The 17,211-nt window shown below is 37.6% G+C and carries 25 protein-coding genes and 1 pseudogene; all 26 read right to left on the bottom strand.

Going from position 1 to position 17,211, the window contains the following annotated elements; translation table 11 throughout:
* Nucleotide 1: 1 nt before the first annotated feature.
* Complete coding sequence (gene rplF, locus KQI71_RS11650; protein ID WP_216436299.1) at nucleotides 2–544, bottom strand: 50S ribosomal protein L6; 543 nt, start codon at nucleotides 542–544, stop codon at nucleotides 2–4.
* A gap of 199 nt (nucleotides 545–743) precedes the next feature.
* Nucleotides 744–1,145: a 30S ribosomal protein S8 gene (gene rpsH / locus KQI71_RS11645; protein WP_216436298.1), complete on the bottom strand. Its 402-nt coding sequence runs from the start codon at nucleotides 1,143–1,145 to the stop codon at nucleotides 744–746.
* Nucleotides 1,146–1,168: 23 nt separating this feature from the next.
* Complete coding sequence (locus KQI71_RS11640; RefSeq protein WP_008393389.1) at nucleotides 1,169–1,354, bottom strand: type Z 30S ribosomal protein S14; 186 nt, start codon at nucleotides 1,352–1,354, stop codon at nucleotides 1,169–1,171.
* A 14-nt stretch (nucleotides 1,355–1,368) separates the two neighbouring features.
* A complete protein-coding gene (gene rplE, locus KQI71_RS11635; protein WP_216436297.1) occupies nucleotides 1,369–1,908 on the bottom strand; it encodes a 50S ribosomal protein L5 in 540 nt (179 codons plus the stop codon).
* Between the two features lie 22 nt (nucleotides 1,909–1,930).
* Nucleotides 1,931–2,242 (bottom strand): 50S ribosomal protein L24, encoded by a 312-nt coding sequence (rplX, locus tag KQI71_RS11630; RefSeq protein ID WP_216436296.1) that lies wholly within the window; start codon nucleotides 2,240–2,242, stop codon nucleotides 1,931–1,933.
* Nucleotides 2,243–2,254: 12 nt separating this feature from the next.
* Nucleotides 2,255–2,623, bottom strand: coding sequence for a 50S ribosomal protein L14 (rplN, locus tag KQI71_RS11625; RefSeq protein ID WP_216436295.1), 369 nt, complete (start codon nucleotides 2,621–2,623; stop codon nucleotides 2,255–2,257).
* Between the two features lie 30 nt (nucleotides 2,624–2,653).
* Nucleotides 2,654–2,908 (bottom strand): 30S ribosomal protein S17, encoded by a 255-nt coding sequence (gene rpsQ, locus KQI71_RS11620; protein WP_055197619.1) that lies wholly within the window; start codon nucleotides 2,906–2,908, stop codon nucleotides 2,654–2,656.
* Between the two features lie 24 nt (nucleotides 2,909–2,932).
* On the bottom strand, nucleotides 2,933–3,136 hold the full coding sequence (gene rpmC, locus KQI71_RS11615; protein ID WP_075760120.1) for a 50S ribosomal protein L29: 204 nt from the start codon (nucleotides 3,134–3,136) through the stop codon (nucleotides 2,933–2,935).
* A complete protein-coding gene (gene rplP / locus KQI71_RS11610; protein ID WP_216436294.1) occupies nucleotides 3,126–3,563 on the bottom strand; it encodes a 50S ribosomal protein L16 in 438 nt (145 codons plus the stop codon). The genes rpmC and rplP overlap by 11 nt, the downstream gene beginning before the upstream one ends.
* Nucleotides 3,563–4,216, bottom strand: coding sequence for a 30S ribosomal protein S3 (rpsC, locus tag KQI71_RS11605; protein ID WP_216436293.1), 654 nt, complete (start codon nucleotides 4,214–4,216; stop codon nucleotides 3,563–3,565). The genes rplP and rpsC overlap by 1 nt, the downstream gene beginning before the upstream one ends.
* A 12-nt stretch (nucleotides 4,217–4,228) precedes the next feature.
* Nucleotides 4,229–4,618 (bottom strand): 50S ribosomal protein L22, encoded by a 390-nt coding sequence (gene rplV / locus KQI71_RS11600; protein ID WP_075760117.1) that lies wholly within the window; start codon nucleotides 4,616–4,618, stop codon nucleotides 4,229–4,231.
* A gap of 25 nt (nucleotides 4,619–4,643) precedes the next feature.
* The gene (gene rpsS / locus KQI71_RS11595; protein WP_216436292.1) at nucleotides 4,644–4,925 is read right to left on the bottom strand and encodes a 30S ribosomal protein S19; all 282 of its coding nucleotides are present in this window, start codon (nucleotides 4,923–4,925) and stop codon (nucleotides 4,644–4,646) included.
* 17 nt (nucleotides 4,926–4,942) lie between these two features.
* Complete coding sequence (rplB, locus tag KQI71_RS11590; protein WP_216436291.1) at nucleotides 4,943–5,785, bottom strand: 50S ribosomal protein L2; 843 nt, start codon at nucleotides 5,783–5,785, stop codon at nucleotides 4,943–4,945.
* A gap of 82 nt (nucleotides 5,786–5,867) precedes the next feature.
* Nucleotides 5,868–6,167 (bottom strand): 50S ribosomal protein L23, encoded by a 300-nt coding sequence (rplW, locus tag KQI71_RS11585; protein WP_216436290.1) that lies wholly within the window; start codon nucleotides 6,165–6,167, stop codon nucleotides 5,868–5,870.
* On the bottom strand, nucleotides 6,167–6,787 hold the full coding sequence (gene rplD, locus KQI71_RS11580; RefSeq protein WP_216436289.1) for a 50S ribosomal protein L4: 621 nt from the start codon (nucleotides 6,785–6,787) through the stop codon (nucleotides 6,167–6,169). Before rplD ends, rplW begins: the two co-directional genes overlap by 1 nt.
* A 29-nt stretch (nucleotides 6,788–6,816) precedes the next feature.
* Nucleotides 6,817–7,446: a 50S ribosomal protein L3 gene (gene rplC, locus KQI71_RS11575; protein ID WP_216436288.1), complete on the bottom strand. Its 630-nt coding sequence runs from the start codon at nucleotides 7,444–7,446 to the stop codon at nucleotides 6,817–6,819.
* 117 nt (nucleotides 7,447–7,563) lie between these two features.
* Nucleotides 7,564–7,884, bottom strand: coding sequence for a 30S ribosomal protein S10 (gene rpsJ, locus KQI71_RS11570; protein ID WP_216436287.1), 321 nt, complete (start codon nucleotides 7,882–7,884; stop codon nucleotides 7,564–7,566).
* A gap of 663 nt (nucleotides 7,885–8,547) precedes the next feature.
* Nucleotides 8,548–9,600 carry an NAD(P)H-dependent flavin oxidoreductase gene (locus tag KQI71_RS11565; protein ID WP_216436286.1) on the bottom strand — a complete coding sequence of 351 codons (1,053 nt, stop codon included), beginning with the start codon at nucleotides 9,598–9,600 and terminating at the stop codon, nucleotides 8,548–8,550.
* Nucleotides 9,601–9,611: 11 nt separating this feature from the next.
* Nucleotides 9,612–11,280, bottom strand: a pseudogene (locus KQI71_RS13040) (acetyl-CoA carboxylase carboxyltransferase subunit alpha).
* On the bottom strand, nucleotides 11,271–12,650 hold the full coding sequence (locus KQI71_RS11555; RefSeq protein ID WP_216436285.1) for an acetyl-CoA carboxylase biotin carboxylase subunit: 1,380 nt from the start codon (nucleotides 12,648–12,650) through the stop codon (nucleotides 11,271–11,273). Before KQI71_RS11555 ends, KQI71_RS13040 begins: the two are co-directional and overlap by 10 nt.
* Nucleotides 12,651–12,665: 15 nt before the next feature.
* A complete protein-coding gene (gene fabZ / locus KQI71_RS11550; RefSeq protein WP_216436284.1) occupies nucleotides 12,666–13,088 on the bottom strand; it encodes a 3-hydroxyacyl-ACP dehydratase FabZ in 423 nt (140 codons plus the stop codon).
* A gap of 15 nt (nucleotides 13,089–13,103) precedes the next feature.
* Nucleotides 13,104–13,538: an acetyl-CoA carboxylase biotin carboxyl carrier protein gene (accB, locus tag KQI71_RS11545; RefSeq protein ID WP_216436283.1), complete on the bottom strand. Its 435-nt coding sequence runs from the start codon at nucleotides 13,536–13,538 to the stop codon at nucleotides 13,104–13,106.
* Nucleotides 13,539–13,549: 11 nt separating this feature from the next.
* Nucleotides 13,550–14,794: a beta-ketoacyl-ACP synthase II gene (fabF, locus tag KQI71_RS11540; protein WP_330655405.1), complete on the bottom strand. Its 1,245-nt coding sequence runs from the start codon at nucleotides 14,792–14,794 to the stop codon at nucleotides 13,550–13,552.
* Between the two features lie 11 nt (nucleotides 14,795–14,805).
* Nucleotides 14,806–15,546, bottom strand: coding sequence for a 3-oxoacyl-[acyl-carrier-protein] reductase (gene fabG, locus KQI71_RS11535; RefSeq protein ID WP_216436282.1), 741 nt, complete (start codon nucleotides 15,544–15,546; stop codon nucleotides 14,806–14,808).
* Complete coding sequence (gene fabD, locus KQI71_RS11530) at nucleotides 15,540–16,466, bottom strand: ACP S-malonyltransferase (protein WP_216436281.1); 927 nt, start codon at nucleotides 16,464–16,466, stop codon at nucleotides 15,540–15,542. Before fabD ends, fabG begins: the two co-directional genes overlap by 7 nt.
* Before the next feature lie 97 nt (nucleotides 16,467–16,563).
* A complete protein-coding gene (acpP, locus tag KQI71_RS11525; RefSeq protein ID WP_216436280.1) occupies nucleotides 16,564–16,797 on the bottom strand; it encodes an acyl carrier protein in 234 nt (77 codons plus the stop codon).
* Between the last annotated feature and the right edge of the window lie 414 nt (nucleotides 16,798–17,211).

Here is a 17,211-nt window from a genome sequence, read left to right as displayed (position 1 = left end):
TTTATTTAGCCCCGGTTTTTCCTACTTTACGTCTGATTACTTCATCAGCATACTTGATACCTTTACCTTTGTAAGGTTCTGGTTTTCTAAGTTCTCTGATTTCAGCCGCATACTGTCCAACTTTTTCTTTATCAATACCTTTTACGATAATGATATTCTGACCATCCATTTCAGTTTCAATACCTTCTGGATCTGTCATAACTACTGGATGTGAGAATCCAAGGTTGAAAGTGATTTCTTTTCCTTTTTTCTGTGCTCTGTAACCAACACCGTTGATTTCCAGTTTCTTTGAATATCCTTCAGATACTCCTGTAATCATGTTGGCGATTAAAGATCTTGTAAGACCATGTAAAGATTTCATTTTCTTTAAGTCATTTGGTCTTGTAACAACGACCTGATTATCTTCTACTTTAATTGTCATTTCAACTGGTAAACATTTTTCTAATGTTCCCTTAGGACCTTTTACAGTCACTTTATTTCCTTCTTCAATCTTTACCTCTACTCCTGCAGGGATATCGACTGGCAATCTACCTATACGAGACATAGGTTACCTCCTTAAATTGTCGGAAGGGACGGGATATGTCCCTTCTGTTTTCAGAATAGTGAATATCGGTATCATATAATAAACAGGGTACATCCATTCAACTAAGCGTATCTTGCGCCTTTGGCTCGGATTCACTAAGATGGACTTTCGCACTAAATTCGAGCTACGCTATTGCTTGCTCTCATTAAATGCCCAATGTCTACCATACAAATGCTAATACTTCTCCACCCACGTTCTGTTTTCTTGCTTCTTTATCTGTTAACAGTCCTTTGTTTGTTGAGATGATCGCAATTCCCAGTCCTCCAAGTACTTTTGGAAGTTCATCTGCTCCTGCGTATACACGCAGACCTGGTTTAGAGATTCTCTTAAGTCCTGTAATGATTTTTTCATTTTTGTCAGCACCATATTTTAAAGTTACTACGATTGTGCTGAATGTTCCTTCTTCTTTTACTTCATAAGCTTTGATGAAACCTTCGTTTAATAAGATTTCTGCAATCGCTGTCTTCATTTTAGAAGCAGGAATTTCTACTGTATCATGTTTCGCAGTATTCGCATTACGAATTCTTGTAAGCATATCTGCAATAGGATCGCTCATTGTCATTTCTGTGTTCCTCCTTCCTTATTCTACCAGCTTGCCTTTTTGACACCTGGAATCTGTCCTTTATATGCTAATTCACGGAAGCATACTCTGCAAATTCCATATTTTCTTAAATAAGCATGTGGACGTCCGCAGATTCTGCAACGGCTATATTCTCTTGTAGAGAATTTTGCTTTTCTTTTCTGTTTTGCAACCATTGACTTCTTAGCCATGGGAACCCTCCTAACTATTTCTTAAACGGCATACCAAATAAAGTTAATAATTCACGAGCTTCTTCATCTGTGTTCGCTGTTGTAACGAAGATGATATCCATACCTCTTACTTTATCTACTTTATCGTATTCGATTTCTGGGAAAATCAGCTGTTCTTTAATACCTAATGCATAGTTACCTCTACCATCGAAAGAGTTCTGGTTAACTCCTCTGAAGTCACGTACTCGAGGTAATGCTAAGTTAATTAAACGATCAGCAAATTCATACATTCTTTCACCACGTAATGTAACTTTACATCCGATTGGCATACCTTCTCTTAATTTGAAGTTCGCAACAGATTTTCTTGCTCTTGTTACGACTGCCTTCTGTCCTGAAATTGTCTCAAGATCAGCAATTGCTGTATCTAATGCTTTCTTATTTTCTTTTGCTTCACCAACGCCCATATTAATAACGATCTTTTCAAGCTTTGGTACCTGCATAATATTTTTGTATTCGAATTTCTTCATCATAGCATCTTTAATTTCGCTGCTATATTTGTCATGTAATCTACTCACCTGCGTAAACCTCCTCTCTCAATTAGTCAATTACTTCGCCTGTTGCACGGGCAACACGAACTTTTTTGCCATCAACTACTTTGTAGCCAATTTTTGTTGTTTTTCCATTATGCACATACATTACATTGGAAACATCCATTGGGCCTTCCTGGCTTACGATTCCACCCTGCTGGTTTGCAGGACTTGGTTTTGTATGCTTTGTGATCATGTTGGCACCTTCTACAACGACTGTACCTTTTTTCTGATCAACAGCAATTACTTTTCCTTCTTTGTCTTTATCTTTACCAGCGATGATTTTAACTAAATCGCCTTTTTTAATTCTAATTGCTGACACAGTGTTTCCTCCTTATAATACTTCTGGCGCTAATGAAACAATCTTCATAAATTTCTTGTCTCTAAGCTCTCTTGCCACTGGTCCGAAGATACGAGTTCCTTTTGGATTCATATCGTCTTTGATAATTACAGCAGCATTCTCGTCAAATTTGATATAAGAACCATCTTTACGACGGGCACCTTTCTTTGTACGAACAACAACTGCTCTGACTACTTCACCTTTTTTTACAACGCCACCTGGTGTTGCATCTTTAACCGTAGCGACAATTACATCACCGATGTTAGCATATCTTCTGGTAGATCCTCCTAACACGCGAATGCAAAGGATTTCTTTTGCTCCTGTGTTGTCGGCTACTTTAAGTCTTGACTCCTGCTGAATCATTCCTTTATTCTCCTTTCCAACCAAGCAAAATTATTTTGCTCTTTCGATAATTTCTACAAGTCTCCATCTCTTATCTTTAGAAAGAGGTCTTGTTTCCATAACCTTTACTCTATCTCCAATGTTGCATTCGTTATTTTCGTCATGAGCCTTTAATTTGTAAGTTCTCTTTACGATCTTTTTATATAATGGATGTTTTACGTTATCTTCGATTGCAACTACGATTGTCTTATCCATCTTATCACTAACGACTTTCCCTACACGGGTCTTTCTTAAATTTCTTTCCACAACAAATTCCTCCTTTCGAAATTACTAAGCATTCGCTTTCGCTGTAATTGCACCCTGAATACGCGCAATATTTCTTCTTACTTCTTTGATTCTGCTTGTATTTTCAAGCTGATTTGTTGCATTCTGGAATCTTAAGTTGAATAATTCTTTTTTCGCAGCTACTAGCTCATTGTTTAATTCGTCTAATGACTTATTATTTAATTCTTTTACAAAATCTTTAGTTTTCACTGTTGTCACCGCCTTCTAAAGCTTCACGAGAAACAATTTTACACTTTACAGGTAGTTTGTGTACAGCAAGACGTAACGCTTCTCTTGCGAGTTCTTCACTTACGCCACCAATTTCAAACATAACTCTTCCTGGTTTTACAACTGCTACCCAATACTCTAAGTTACCTTTACCTTTACCCATTCGAGTTTCAGCAGGCTGTGCTGTAACCGGCTTATCTGGGAAAATCTTAATCCAAACTTTACCACCACGTTTAATATAACGAGTCATAGCGACACGGGCAGCTTCGATCTGGTTTGCTGTGATCCATGCTGGTTCTGTTGCCACGATACCAAATTCACCATAAGTAATCTTGTTACCGCGCAGCGCTTTTCCGCGCATGCTTCCGCGGAACTGTTTACGACGTTTTACTCTCTTTGGCATTAACATTATTTATTTCCCCCTTCCGTATTCTTTGTAGGAAGTACTTCACCGTGGTAAATCCATGTTTTTACACCAACTTTACCATAAGTTGTATTTGCTTCAGCGAATCCATAATCGATATCAGCACGAAGTGTCTGAAGAGGAATTGTTCCTTCGCTGTAAAATTCTGTACGAGCCATATCTGCTCCACCTAAACGTCCAGATACGGATGTTTTGATTCCAAGTGCTCCAGCTCTCATTGTACGCTGCATGCATGATTTCATCGCACGTCTGAAAGAAATACGATTTTCAAGTTGCTGTGCAATGTTTTCTGCAACAAGCTGTGCATCTTTGTCTGGTCTTTTTACTTCTTTAACGTCGATCAGTAATTTCTTATCTGTCATTTTCTGAAGTTCTTTTTTCAGTTCTTCGATAGAAGAACCACCTTTACCGATTACAACACCAGGTTTTGCTGTGTAAACGATTAATTTTACTCTATCAGATGCTCTTTCAATTTCAATTCTTGAAATTCCAGCATTATATAATCTTTTCTTTACGTATTTTCTGATTTTATCGTCTTCTACAAGGTTATCTGCGAAAGAATCTTCTGCATACCATCTAGAATCCCAATCTTTGATAACTCCGACTCTCAGACCATGAGGATTAACTTTCTGTCCCATGTTTGCCTCCTTCTATCTTTCATCAAGCACAAGTGTAATATGGCTCATTCTATGTTCGATTCTGTAAGCTCTACCCTGCGCTCTAGGTTTTACTCTCTTCATTGTAGGTCCTTTATTTGCATAACATTCTGCGATATAAAGGTTTTCTGGGTCCATTCCGTTATTGTTTTCTGCGTTTGCGATTGCAGATTTTAATAACTTTTCAATTAATGTTGAAGCATATCTTGGATTGTAAAGTAAAATACCAAGTGCTGTTTCCACATCTTTTCCTCTGATTGCGTCTAACACAAAAGCTGCTTTTGTTGTAGAAACTCTTGCGTTTCTTAATGTCGCTTTCGGTCTTGTATCTTTATTTGCATTTCTCTCTTTTTTGTACTGAGATCTGCTGTATTTCTTTGCCATTTAAATGAAACCTCCTTCCAACTAATTATTTCATTCCGGATTTCTTTTCAGCTTTGGTATGTCCACGGAAAGTTCTTGTTGCAACGAACTCTCCAAGTTTGTGTCCAACCATATCTTCTGTAATATATACTGGCACATGTTTTCTTCCATCATGAACTGCGATTGTGTGTCCTACGAATGATGGGAAGATTGTTGAACGACGAGACCAAGTTTTGATTACACTTTTGTCTCCTGCTTCGTTCATAGCGTCTACTTTCTTAAGTAAACCCTTATCTGCAAATGGTCCTTTTTTAAGTGAACGAGCCATAAGTTTACCTCCTTGTACTATTTAACAGTTTTACCATCTCTTCTTCTTACGATCATCTTGTTAGATTGCTTGTTTTTCTTGCGGGTCTTTAATCCTAATGCAGGTTTTCCCCAAGGTGTACATGGTCCCGGTCTACCGATACCAGTCTTACCTTCACCACCACCGTGTGGATGGTCATTAGGGTTCATAACAGAACCACGAACTGTAGGACGGAATCCCATATGACGTTTACGTCCTGCTTTACCAATGTTTACAAGATCATGCTCGATGTTTCCAACCTGACCGATTGTTGCGCGGCAGATAACCGGCACCATTCTCATTTCGCCAGATGGTAAACGGAGGGTTGCATATTTTCCTTCTTTTGCCATAAGCTGTGCAGAGTTTCCTGCAGAACGAACCAGCTGTCCGCCTTTTCCAGGATACATCTCAATGTTATGGATTTCTGTACCAACCGGAATGTTTGCCAATGGAAGGCAGTTTCCAACTTTAATTTCTGCATCCGGACCATTCATAACAGTTGTTCCAACTGCTAATTTGTTCGGAGCAATGATATATCTTTTTTCACCGTCTGCATATGTTAACAGAGCGATGTTTGCTGTTCTGTTTGGATCATATTCGATCGCTGTTACTGTTGCAGGAACACCGTCTTTATTTCTCTTAAAGTCGATGATTCTGTATTTTCTTCTAGATCCGCCTCCGCGGTGTCTTACTGTAATTTTACCCTGATTGTTACGACCAGCGTTCTTCTTTAAAGAAGTTACCAGAGATTTTTCTGGAGTTGATTTTGTAATTACATCAAAATCTAAACCGGTCATATGTCTCCTGGAAGGTGTATATGGGTTATATGTTTTAATTCCCATTTTTTTCTCCTTTCAAATCTGATTTGATATCACGCTTTTGTTGCGTATAGTGTCATTTTAAACTGCTTATTCGTACTTTATCCTATAATCCTGCGAAGATTTCGATATCAGCACTTTCTTCTGTAAGCTGTACAATCGCTTTCTTTGTTTTTGCAGTTTTTCCAAAAGTCATTCCACGTCTCTTTGTTTTTCCATCGTTATTCATTGTGTTGACTTTTGCTACTTTTGTTCCTTCGAACATTTTTTCCACTGCTTCTTTGATCTGATTCTTAGTAGCAGATGGATGAACTAAAAAAGTATATTTCTTTTCAGCCATGGCATTCATGCTTTTTTCTGTGATTACCGGCTTTAAGATAACGTCATAATATTTAATATCTGCCATTATGCATATACCTCCTCGATATTTGCAACTGCTTCCTTAGAAACAACTACAGTGTCATATTTTAAAATATCATATACATTGATTGTATTTGTTAAAGCTGTTTTTACGCCTGGGATGTTCTTTGCAGATAAGATCAGATTATCGTTCTTATCTCCCATAACAACTAATGCTTTTTTAGCACCAACATTATCCAGCATAGCTTTTACGTTCTTTGTTTTGATTTCATCAAATTTGAATTCATCAACAACAATAAACTTATCAGCCTGTACTCTAGATGTCAGAGCAGATTTTAAAGCCAGACGTCTTTCTTTTTTGTTTAATGTTTTTGTATAGTCTCTTGGTGTTGGAGCAAATACAACTCCTCCGCCTGTCCACTGTGGAGCACGGATAGATCCCTGTCTTGCATGACCTGTTCCTTTCTGTCTCCAAGGTTTTCTTCCACCACCACGAACTTCAGAACGTGTCTTTGCTTTCTGAGTTCCCTGACGGTTATTTGCTAACTGGCTTACAACTGCCAGATGTACTAAATGTTCATTTATTTCAACGTCAAAGATGCTGTCATTAAGATCTAATTTTTCAACTTCTTTGCCTTCCATATTTAATACAGATACTGTTGCCATCTTATATAGTCCTCCTTTCTTCTAAAGACCTACGCCTTTACTGATTCTTTTAACATTACTAAAGATTTCTTTGGTCCAGGTACGGAACCTTTTACTAAAATAATGTTCTGATCAGCGTCAACTTTTACTACTTCCAGATTCTGAACGGTAACTCTTTCAGCTCCCATCTGTCCTGGCATTTTCTTTCCTTTGAATACTTTGCTAGGATCAGAAGCCATACCGTTGGAACCTGCATGACGATGATATTTAGAACCATGGGCAGATGGACCTGATTTCAAACCATGACGTTTGATACCACCAGCATATCCTTTACCTTTTGATGTTGCAGTAACATCAATTTTATCTCCTGCTGCGAAGATGTCAGCCTTAATTTCCTGACCAACTGTATATTCTTCTGCGTTTTCAAATCTGAATTCTCTTACAAATCTCTTTGCAGATACTTCTGCTTTATCGAAGTGTCCTTTTAATGGTTTGTTGATTCCTTTTTCTTTCTTGTCAACAAAACCAACCTGAACTGCACTGTATCCGTCGTTTTCTACTGTTTTAACCTGAGTAACGACACAAGGTCCAGCCTGTAATACAGTAACTGGAGTCAAAACTCCATCTTCATTAAAGATCTGAGTCATTCCGACTTTTGTTGTTAAAATCGCTTTTTTCATTTTGATTGTTCCTCCTATTTAATCTACAGCGGATTATAACGCTTTACGTTGTAATCATCCTAGACGCTACAAGCTTAAGGGGATACCTCACTTACTCATAACCCTGTAGGGATTACCTTATTTGTTTTTCATCTTGATATCGATGTACACACCAGCTGGTACTTCAAGTTTAGATAAAGCATCAACTGTTTTCTGTGTTGGTGTGATGATATCAATCAGTCTCTTATGAGTTCTCTGTTCGAACTGTTCTCTAGAATCTTTATATTTGTGAGTTGCTCTAAGAATTGTAACGATTTCTTTCTTAGTAGGCATTGGAACTGGTCCACTCACCTTAGATCCTGTTTTCTTTACTGTTTCAATAATACTCTTTGCAGATGCATCGATTAACTGATGATCATATGCTTTTAATGTAATTCTCATTACCTGACTTGCTGCCATAAAAAAAGCCGCCTCCTTTTCGCACTATAATTTTCTTGTAGCACGACAAGTGGTGACTGTACACTCCTCCGTGTGTATCGTGAAATCTACACACTGCGTCTCTATTTCGAATTGCTTCGATGCTATAATAGATTGTATATTCGTACAGTGACTTGTCGCCAGTTTTAACAACTTGACATTTGCTCCACGGAAAACCTGCAAAGGCTTTTGCCCTTACAGCAACCTCACGCTTCAACGCTATCAAGGTCACAACATTTATGATTATATATGAAGATTAAAATAAATGCAAGAACTTTTTTAATTTTTTTTACTTGTATGCAATAAAATACAAAAGCAGGCACTTTCCTATCTGCTTTCGCTCTGATTTCTAACATAATAATTTAAAAAACGAATTCCTTCCTTATTATATATAGAAGAAACTCAATCTTTTCTCACCAAATTTCGATACAAGTAAATGAAAATAGTCACAAATCCAGAGAATTAGAGCTTTATATTTAAAATTTTTCCAAAATTAATGTTTACCTTGTTTGTCACTGAGGTACATAACAAACATAATCAGAAAGCAGACGAAATTATCCAATATATCTCAAATTAAAAAACAAAAGACCATCACATTCATTTTGTCGTTACTGCGATGGTCTCTTTTTTTCATAATAAAATATTTTATATATATCGTTCAATGACTTTTTTTACTGTTGTCATCTGATCATATTTCCAAGCATCTGCCCCGCAAAATAGAAGTGCCTCATCAATTTTGCCTTCTACTGCATTAATTAATCCTTGTGAAATACAGTAAAGTGTTTCTTTCGGATTACAATGTTCCATGCACTGATAACATCGTTTCGGTGCAATTCTTCCTTTTTTCTTTACTTCTTCCATAAATTTATTTCGAATTGCACGTCCCGGAAGACCTACCGGGCTCTTCACAATGATAATATCTTCTTTTTTGCAATTTAAATAAGTATCCTTATAAGCTTGGCTAGCATCACATTCTTCTGTTACAACAAATGGTGTTGCAATCTGAATTCCAGCTGCTCCCATGTCCATATAATGATTCATATCTTCTTTCGATGAAATACCACCAGCAACAATTACCGGAATCTCTTTTTTATATTTTTCTTCATATGGTTTTACCATTTCAAGAATTTTTTTGATATCTTCTTCATGTTTCTCGTTAACATCTTTATCTATCAGCTGATCATATTTAAATCCGAGATGCCCTCCAGCCTTTGGCCCTTCTACAATTAATGCATCTGGAGCTGTATGGTGCTTTCGATCCCACAATTTTAAAATAACTCTTGCTGATTTTGCGGGAGATACAATCGGCACTAGTTTTGTAGCTGCTCCTTTTGCAATAGCCGGCAGTTCCGTTGGAAGCCCTGCTCCCGTAATAATAAGATCAATTCCATTTGCAATGGCTTCTTTTACATAAGCCGCATAATTTTTTGTAACCGCCATGATATTGATCCCAATAATTCCTCCACCAGCAATCTCTCTTGCTCTGCGGATATGTTTCCCTATCGCTCTTAAATTAGCTTTCTCTGGATTTTCAAGAAAATCTTTTTCTTTATAACCAATCTGAGCTGCTGACAGTACACCAATGCCGCCTTCCTTTGCCACGGCTCCGGCAAGGGAACTTAAGCTTACGCCAATTCCCATTCCTCCCTGTATGATCGGAACTTTTGCTGTCAAATTTCCAATTTTTAATTGTTTCACAATTTCCTCCGTTAAAATTTCCGAAACCGCTCATAACGCTGTTTTGCGATTTCCTCTGGTGTGATTTTTTCATAACATTGAATGAAATCAAGGATCATTGTTTTCATTTTTTCTGAAATTTCGATGATATTATCGATACATGCAGGTTCTTCTTCTTCTTCAATTACCTGCTCAATAATTCCTAATTCTTTAAGATCCTGTGCTGTAATTTTCATAACTTTTGCAGCTTCTGATGCTCTATTTCCATCTTTCCACAAAATAGCCGCAAATCCTTCCGGTGAAAGCACAGAATAGGTGGAGTTTTCCATACTCCAAACTTCATTCCCTACAGCCATTGCAAGAGCTCCGCCACTTCCACCTTCTCCAATCATAATAGAAAGAATTGGAACCTTTAAACTAGACATTTCAAACAAATTTCTTGCAATTGCTTCACCAACACCGCCTTCTTCTGCTTCAATTCCACAAAAAGCACCCGGTGTATCTACAAATAAAATGATTGGTCGATGAAATTTTTCTGCCTGTTTCATCAGACGTAAAGATTTTCTGTATCCTTCTGGGGAAGGCATTCCAAAGTTTCTTTTAATATTTTCTTTTGTAGATCGTCCCTTTTGCTGTCCAATGACAGTGACGGATTTTCCTCCAATCGATGCAAGTCCTCCAACAATGGCTTTATCATCCCCACAAAGCCGATCTCCATGCAAAGACATATAACGATCAAATATTGTAGAAATATAATCAAGACTTGTTGGACGTTCTGCTGATCTTGAAATCTCAACTCGTTCCCATGGTGTAAAATTATTGCTCATACTCACAACTCCTTATTACAGTAGCTAACACTTTTCGCAGATGTTTACGTTCTACGATTTTGTCAACAAATCCATGTTCCAGTAAAAATTCTGATTTCTGAAACCCTTCTGGAAGCTTCTGTCCAATGGTCTGTTCAATAACTCTTGGCCCTGCAAATCCAATCAAAGCTCCAGGTTCTGCAAGAATCACATCTCCAAGCATTGCAAAACTTGCAGTGACACCACCAGTGGTTGGATCTGTTAAAACAGTAATATATAATAGTCCTGCCTCATCATGACGTTTTAATGCAGCAGAAGTTTTTGCCATCTGCATTAGAGAAACAATTCCTTCCTGCATTCTTGCTCCTCCTGAACAAGTAAAGATAATTACTGGAAGACGCAATTTTGTTGCTCGTTCTACGGCTCTCGTGATCTTCTCTCCAACAACTTCTCCCATGCTTCCCATCATGAAATCAGCACCCATCACAGCAATAACAACATCTTTTCCTGCAATTTTTCCCTGCCCGGTAATGACTGCTTCATTTAAGTTGGTAATGGATCTTTGATGTTCCAATTTCTTTTTATATCCCGGGAAGTCAAGCGGATCACTTGTCTCCATACATTCATCCCATTCCTTAAAAGTTCCCTCATCAATCACCATGGCAATTCTTGTTCTTGGGCGAATTCTGAAATAGCTTCCACAATGAGGACATACATAATAATTTTCAATAATATCCTCATTATAAACTGCTTTTCCACAATTACTACATTTCTGAAACAACCCTTCCGGAGCCTGGTATTCCATCAGCGTATCTTTAGCTTTTCGTATTCTGTCTGCCTGTCTTTTTTCCTGAGGTGTTAATGTCCTTTTTTTAAACATATCTTTTAATGACATAATGCTTCATCCTCCGAAGATTTCTGTCTTTTTTCCTGAAATCTTTCAATAAATCCAGTATCAATGTTTCCCTCAATAAAATCTTCATCATTGATAATCTCATATTGATAATCAATGTTTGTTTTAATTCCTTCCAAAACAACTTCTCCAAGAGCATTTCGAAGTTTTCTTAATGCTAATTCCCTGTTTTTGTCATAAACGATTAATTTTGCAATCATAGAATCATAATATGGCGGAATTTCATACCCTGCGAATAATGCAGAATCAATCCTTACTCCTTTTCCTCCTGGAAAATGAACATTGGTAACCGTTCCAGGACTCGGACGAAAATCATGTTCTGTATCCTCTGCATTAATTCTTACTTCAATAGCATGTCCTCGCACATGAATGTCTTCCTGTGCATAAGTAAGATGCTGTCCTGCAGCGATTCTAATTTGTTCACGAATCAAGTCGATTCCGGTTACCCACTCTGTAACTGGATGTTCTACCTGAATTCTTGTATTCATCTCAATAAAGTAAAATTCTCCATGTTTATCTCTTAAAAATTCAATTGTTCCAGCACTGTAATATCCTGCTGCTTTTGCTGCTTTTACTGCAATTTTTCCCATCTTTTCACGGGTTTTTTTATCAATTGCCGGGGATGGAGATTCCTCTATCAATTTTTGATGCCTTCTTTGAATGGAACAGTCTCTTTCTCCAAGATGTACCGTATTTCCAAATTTATCTGCAAGAATCTGAAATTCAATATGGCGCGGATCTTCAATATATTTTTCAATATACATTGTTCCATCACCAAAGGCATTCTGCGCTTCCATCTGTGCGGTCTCAAAAGTCTGAACAAACTCTTTAGATTCATAACAAACACGCATACCCTTGCCGCCACCTCCAGCAGAAGCCTTAATCATAACTGGATATCCCATATCATCTGCAATTTTCTGACCTTCGTTTGCTTCATAAACGGCATCCTTTGTTCCAGGAACAACCGGAACACCTGCATCCATCATCGTCTTTCTGGCTGCTGATTTATTTCCCATTTTGTCAATGATTTCTGCTGATGGACCAATAAACGTAATATTACATTTTTCACACATTCGCACAAATTTACTATTCTCTGAAAGAAATCCAAATCCAGGATGAATCGCATCTGCTCCAACTGCCATAGCAGCTCCAATGACACGTTCCATATCAAGATAACTATCTTTTGCAGGAGCAGGCCCAATACAGACGGTCTGATCCGCAAGCTGCGCATGAAGTGCATCTTTATCTGCCTCAGAACAAATCGCAACAGACATAATATCCATTTCACGACATGCTCGGATAATACGGACTGCAATTTCTCCTCTGTTTGCAATCAGAATCTTTTTAAACATAAGCTGACACCTCTCTTATCCAATCATAAATGTGATTTCACCGGAAGCTACAACTTTTCCATCAACTGTTGCTTTTCCTTTTCCGACACCAACCGGACCCTTTACTTTTACGATTTCTACTTCTAAAGTTACAACATCTCCAGGAACAACCTTGCCTCTGAACTTTGCTTTATTAACGCCCCCAAGAAATGCAATTTTCCCTTTGTTTTTCTCATCCGAGAGTACACAAATCGCACCTGCCTGCGCCAAAGCTTCAATCATCAAAACTCCAGGCATAACTGGTTCTTGTGGAAAATGTCCTGTAAAAAATGGTTCATTATAAGTTACACATTTTCTTGCAACGATACGTTTTCCAACTTCCATTTCCAGCACACGGTCCACAAGTAAAAACGGACTTCTGTGCGGAATAATATTCATAATTTCTTTTATATCCAACATATTCCTGCCCTTTCTTTATTGAACAATAATTAGTGGCTGTCCATACTCGACCATTTCTCCATTTTCTACGAGAATGTCTGTAACGGTTCCTTCATAATCACTTTCTACTTCATTCATTAACTTCATTGCTTCCACAATTCCAATCACCTGTCCCTTTTTCACTGTATCACCAACTGACACAAATGGATCTGCGTCTTCTGCTGGCGCAGCATAGAAAGTTCCAACAAGCGGAGCCGTTACCTGATTTCCTTCTACTTGTGCTTTATCCGTATCTTTTTCTGGCGCTGCAACTGTACAAACTTCTTGTACTTTTGGAAGGTCCTCCGAAGTTACAATTTTTGCCTCATTTTTTTCTAATGTTATTTTGTATTCATCGTTTTCAAATTTAAATTTATCAATATTAGAGTTGGATACTGCCTGTATCAGTTCTTTCATTTCCTGAATATCCATCTTTAAGCCTCCTATCCCTCAAATTTCTTTGCAAGAAGTGTTGCATTATGTCCACCAAATCCAAGAGAATTACTTAATACATAATTCACTTCTTTATCCGTTACTGGCTCTGTAATATAATTAAGATCACATTCTTCATCGTGTACCTTTAATCCTACATTTGGATGCATATAGTTTTCTTCAATTGATTTTACCACAGTAATGAATTCGATAGCTCCTGCAGCACCAAGTCCATGACCAATCATAGATTTTGTAGAGCTGATCACAACATCTTTTGCATAATCTCCAAGCGCTTTTTTCACTGCCATTGTTTCAAACAAATCATTTGCATGAGTACTTGTTCCATGTGCATTGATATAATCAATCTGTTCTGGTTCTACTTCTGCTTCTTTCATAGCAAATTCCATGGCTCTTGCTGCTCCTTCTCCATCCTCTGCCGGAGAAGTAATATGGAATGCATCGCTAGTTGCTCCATATCCTACAATTTCTGCCAAAATTTTTGCACCTCTTGCCTGTGCATGTTCCAAACTTTCAAGCACGACAACGCCTGCACCTTCCCCAATGACAAATCCATCTCTTTCTTTATCAAATGGAATAGAAGCTCTCTTTGGATCATCGGAACTACTTAACGCAGTCAGTGCCGCAAATCCCCCAACAGTAACTGGTGTAATTGCTGCTTCTGTACCTCCTGCAACCATAACATCTGCTTCACCTACCTGAATAGAACGGTACGCCTCACCAATAGACTGTGTACCAGTTGCACATGCGGTTACAACATTAATGCTTTTTCCACGCAGGCCAAACATAATCGATACATTTCCTGCTGCCATATTTGAAATCAGCATTGGAACTGCCAGTGGTTTTACTCTTTTCGGTCCCTTTGTCCTGATCACTTCTGTTGTTTTCTCAATCATCTGAAGACTTCCCGTACCAGAACCAATGGATACACCAATTCTTGTTGTATCTTCTTTTTCAAGATCAAGTCCCGATTCTTCAATCGCTTCCTTAGCAGCAGCTACTGCATACTGTGAAAACTTTTCCATTCTTCTGGCTGACTTTGCATCCATAAAATCTTTCGGATTAAAGTCTTTTACTTCCGCTGCCAGATGTGCTTTATATTCTGATGCATCAAAATATGAAATTGGTGCAAATCCAATCTTTTGTGCTTTTACACTATTCCAGAAATCTTCTACACTGTTTCCGATTGGGGTAATCGCTCCCATACCGGTAACCACAACTCTCTTCATGTTCTTCATGTTCTTCTCCTTTACATGCCCATTCCGCCATCAACACCGATGGTCTGTCCCGTAATATATGCCGCTTTATCAGATGATAAAAATGCAACTGTTTCTGCAATATCCTTTGTCTGTCCGATTCTCTTAAGTGGAATTGTATTTAAAATACTTTCTTTTACTTCTTCTGGAAGTACATCCGTCATCTCCGTCTCAATAAATCCAGGTGCAACTGCATTCACTGTAATTCCTCTGGATCCAAGTTCTCTTGCCAAAGCTTTCGTCATTCCAATGATACCGGCTTTAGATGCACAATAATTAACCTGACCAGCATTACCAATAACTCCCGATACAGAAGACATATTAATAATATGTCCAGAACGCTGTTTTAACATAATTCTTGATACATGTTTCATACAGTTAAATGCACCCTTTAAATTTACTTCGATTACTTTATCAAATTCTTCTTCGCTCATTTTGAGAATCAGATTATCTTTTGTAATTCCTGCATTATTTACAAGAATATCAATAGAACCAAATTCTTTTTTTACAGAAGTTAACATTTCTTTTGCCACATCAAATTCTGATACATCCGCCTGATAAGCTTTTGCTTTTCCACCAGCTTGTGTAATTTCTTCTACCACTGCCTCTGCTTTTTCTTTGGATCCGCAATAATTAACGATTACAGTTGCTCCATATCCTGCTAATGTCAATGCAACTTCACGCCCAATTCCACGACTTGCACCTGTGACAACAGCAACTTTTCCTTTTAACATCCTAAAATCTCCTTTATTTTCTCCAAATCTTCCACTTTGGCAATATTGATCGCTTTTACATTTCGATTAATTTTTCTCATAAATCCACATAATGTTTTTCCAGGACCAATTTCTACAAATGTATCTGCTCCGTCTTCAATCATTTTTTCTATGGATTGTTCCCAGCAAACAGAAGAAGAAACCTGTTTTCCAAGAAGTTCCTTTACTGAATCTTTTGATGTAATAAATTTCGCTGTTGTATTAGCAACATAAGGGATCACAGGATCTTTTACTTCTACATCAGAAAGCACTTCAAAAAGCTTATCTCCTGCAGGTTTCAACATTGGTGAATGGAAAGGTCCGCTAACCTTTAATGGCAGCACTCTTCGTGCACCCGCTTCTTTTAAAGCCTCTCCTGCTTTCTTTACCGCTTCTGTCTCTCCGGAAATAACAATTTGTCCCGGACAATTATAATTGGCGATAGTAACAACTCCCTCAGCATCAGCAAGGACGGTTTCGATCGCTTCTTTTTTCATTCCAAGAACTGCTGACATTGCACCTTCTCCTGCCGGCACCGTATCCTGCATAAGAATACCTCTCTGTCTCACAACTTTTACTGCATCTTCAAAAGTCATAACATCAGCTGCAACTAGTGCACAATATTCTCCAAGGCTTAATCCTGCTGTGATATCTGGCTTTAATCCCATTTCTTCTACTTTTTTTAAAATGGCAACACTTGCCGTTACCATTGCTGCTTGTGTATATTCTGTAATGTTAATATCTTCATTTTCTTCAAAACAAAGTTTTTTTACATCAATATCCAACACTTCATTTGCCTTATCAAAAATTTCTCTGCTGCATGGAAATTCATCATAAAAATCTTTTCCCATACCTACATACTGCGCTCCCTGTCCCGGAAACATAAATACGACTTTACCCATGATCATTACCTCGTCGATCTAAAATTTATTTTGAGTTTCAAAATATTAGTTCAAAAAATTGACTTATAACCTAAGTTATAAGTCAATCTGTGAGTTCCTAGTCCTCTACACCTTTATCTTTTAAGTAATTGATTACATCTCCAACTGTATTCAGTTCAGCAAGATCGTCTGATGGAATTTCCACATCATATTCTTCTTCCAGTGCCATTACAAGTTCAAATAAATCTAAGGAATCTGCATCCAGATCATCTTTGAAAGAAGCTTCTAAAGTAACTTCATCCTCACTTACGCTTAACTGCTCTGCAATGATTTCTTTCATCTTTTCTAACATAATCATTCTCCTTTATTTATCCATTATAGTTTGATTTTCAAAGTATACTCTTTTTTGCTGTCGGTTGTCAAGTTTTTCAACCAAAATTTACCCCTTTATTATACGAAACTATGTAAGAATATGCAAGCAATTCATGGCAGAAACTCCATATTATATAACCAACAATCCATCGGCTCACTACCACCTTTTCATATAATTGTCTCCTTAAAAATTAAGGTAGTGTCAAATACTACCCATTTTTATTGTTCTAAAAATCTTTAAAACCTTGATTTATTGGAGGTTTGCAAATAAAAAGAGCATTGACCTCCATTTTGAAGTATAATGAATTCACCACAAACCATTATCAACAAAGGAGACAATGCTCATGGATATTATACTTTATTTACTTCACTTAATTCAATACCAACATAACCA

The sequence above is a fragment of the Anaerostipes sp. MSJ-23 genome (genome assembly GCF_018918155.1).
Classification (GTDB): Bacteria; Bacillota; Clostridia; order Lachnospirales; family Lachnospiraceae; genus Anaerostipes.
Note: the sequence above shows the minus strand (reverse complement) of the source record. Positions and strands in the feature narration are given on the sequence as shown.

Bases quoted from the DNA above. Each gene is read 5' to 3' on its own strand.
- fabG (WP_216436282.1), bottom strand. From the start codon at position 15,546: ATGTTAAAAGGAAAAGTTGCTGTTGTCACAGGTGCAAGTCGTGGAATT.
- rpsH (WP_216436298.1), bottom strand. From the start codon at position 1,145: ATGACAATGAGCGATCCTATTGCAGATATGCTTACAAGAATTCGTAAT.
- rplC (WP_216436288.1), bottom strand. From the start codon at position 7,446: ATGAAAAAAGCGATTTTAACAACAAAAGTCGGAATGACTCAGATCTTT.
- rplP (WP_216436294.1), bottom strand. From the start codon at position 3,563: ATGTTAATGCCAAAGAGAGTAAAACGTCGTAAACAGTTCCGCGGAAGC.
- rpsC (WP_216436293.1), bottom strand. From the start codon at position 4,216: ATGGGACAGAAAGTTAATCCTCATGGTCTGAGAGTCGGAGTTATCAAA.
- acpP (WP_216436280.1), bottom strand. From the start codon at position 16,797: ATGTTAGAAAAGATGAAAGAAATCATTGCAGAGCAGTTAAGCGTAAGT.
- rplW (WP_216436290.1), bottom strand. From the start codon at position 6,167: ATGGCAGATATTAAATATTATGACGTTATCTTAAAGCCGGTAATCACA.
- rplD (WP_216436289.1), bottom strand. From the start codon at position 6,787: ATGGCAACAGTATCTGTATTAAATATGGAAGGCAAAGAAGTTGAAAAA.
- accB (WP_216436283.1), bottom strand. From the start codon at position 13,538: ATGGATATTCAGGAAATGAAAGAACTGATACAGGCAGTATCCAACTCT.
- rplN (WP_216436295.1), bottom strand. From the start codon at position 2,623: ATGATTCAGCAGGAGTCAAGACTTAAAGTAGCCGACAACACAGGAGCA.
- rplB (WP_216436291.1), bottom strand. From the start codon at position 5,785: ATGGGAATTAAAACATATAACCCATATACACCTTCCAGGAGACATATG.
- KQI71_RS11640 (WP_008393389.1), bottom strand. From the start codon at position 1,354: ATGGCTAAGAAGTCAATGGTTGCAAAACAGAAAAGAAAAGCAAAATTC.
- rpsJ (WP_216436287.1), bottom strand. From the start codon at position 7,884: ATGGCAGCAAGTCAGGTAATGAGAATTACATTAAAAGCATATGATCAT.
- fabZ (WP_216436284.1), bottom strand. From the start codon at position 13,088: ATGTTGGATATAAAAGAAATTATGAATATTATTCCGCACAGAAGTCCG.
- fabF (WP_330655405.1), bottom strand. From the start codon at position 14,794: ATGAAGAACATGAAGAGAGTTGTGGTTACCGGTATGGGAGCGATTACC.
- rpsS (WP_216436292.1), bottom strand. From the start codon at position 4,925: ATGGCTCGTTCACTTAAAAAAGGACCATTTGCAGATAAGGGTTTACTT.
- KQI71_RS11555 (WP_216436285.1), bottom strand. From the start codon at position 12,650: ATGTTTAAAAAGATTCTGATTGCAAACAGAGGAGAAATTGCAGTCCGT.
- fabD (WP_216436281.1), bottom strand. From the start codon at position 16,466: ATGGGTAAAGTCGTATTTATGTTTCCGGGACAGGGAGCGCAGTATGTA.
- rplV (WP_075760117.1), bottom strand. From the start codon at position 4,618: ATGGCAAAGAAATACAGCAGATCTCAGTACAAAAAAGAGAGAAATGCA.
- rplF (WP_216436299.1), bottom strand. From the start codon at position 544: ATGTCTCGTATAGGTAGATTGCCAGTCGATATCCCTGCAGGAGTAGAG.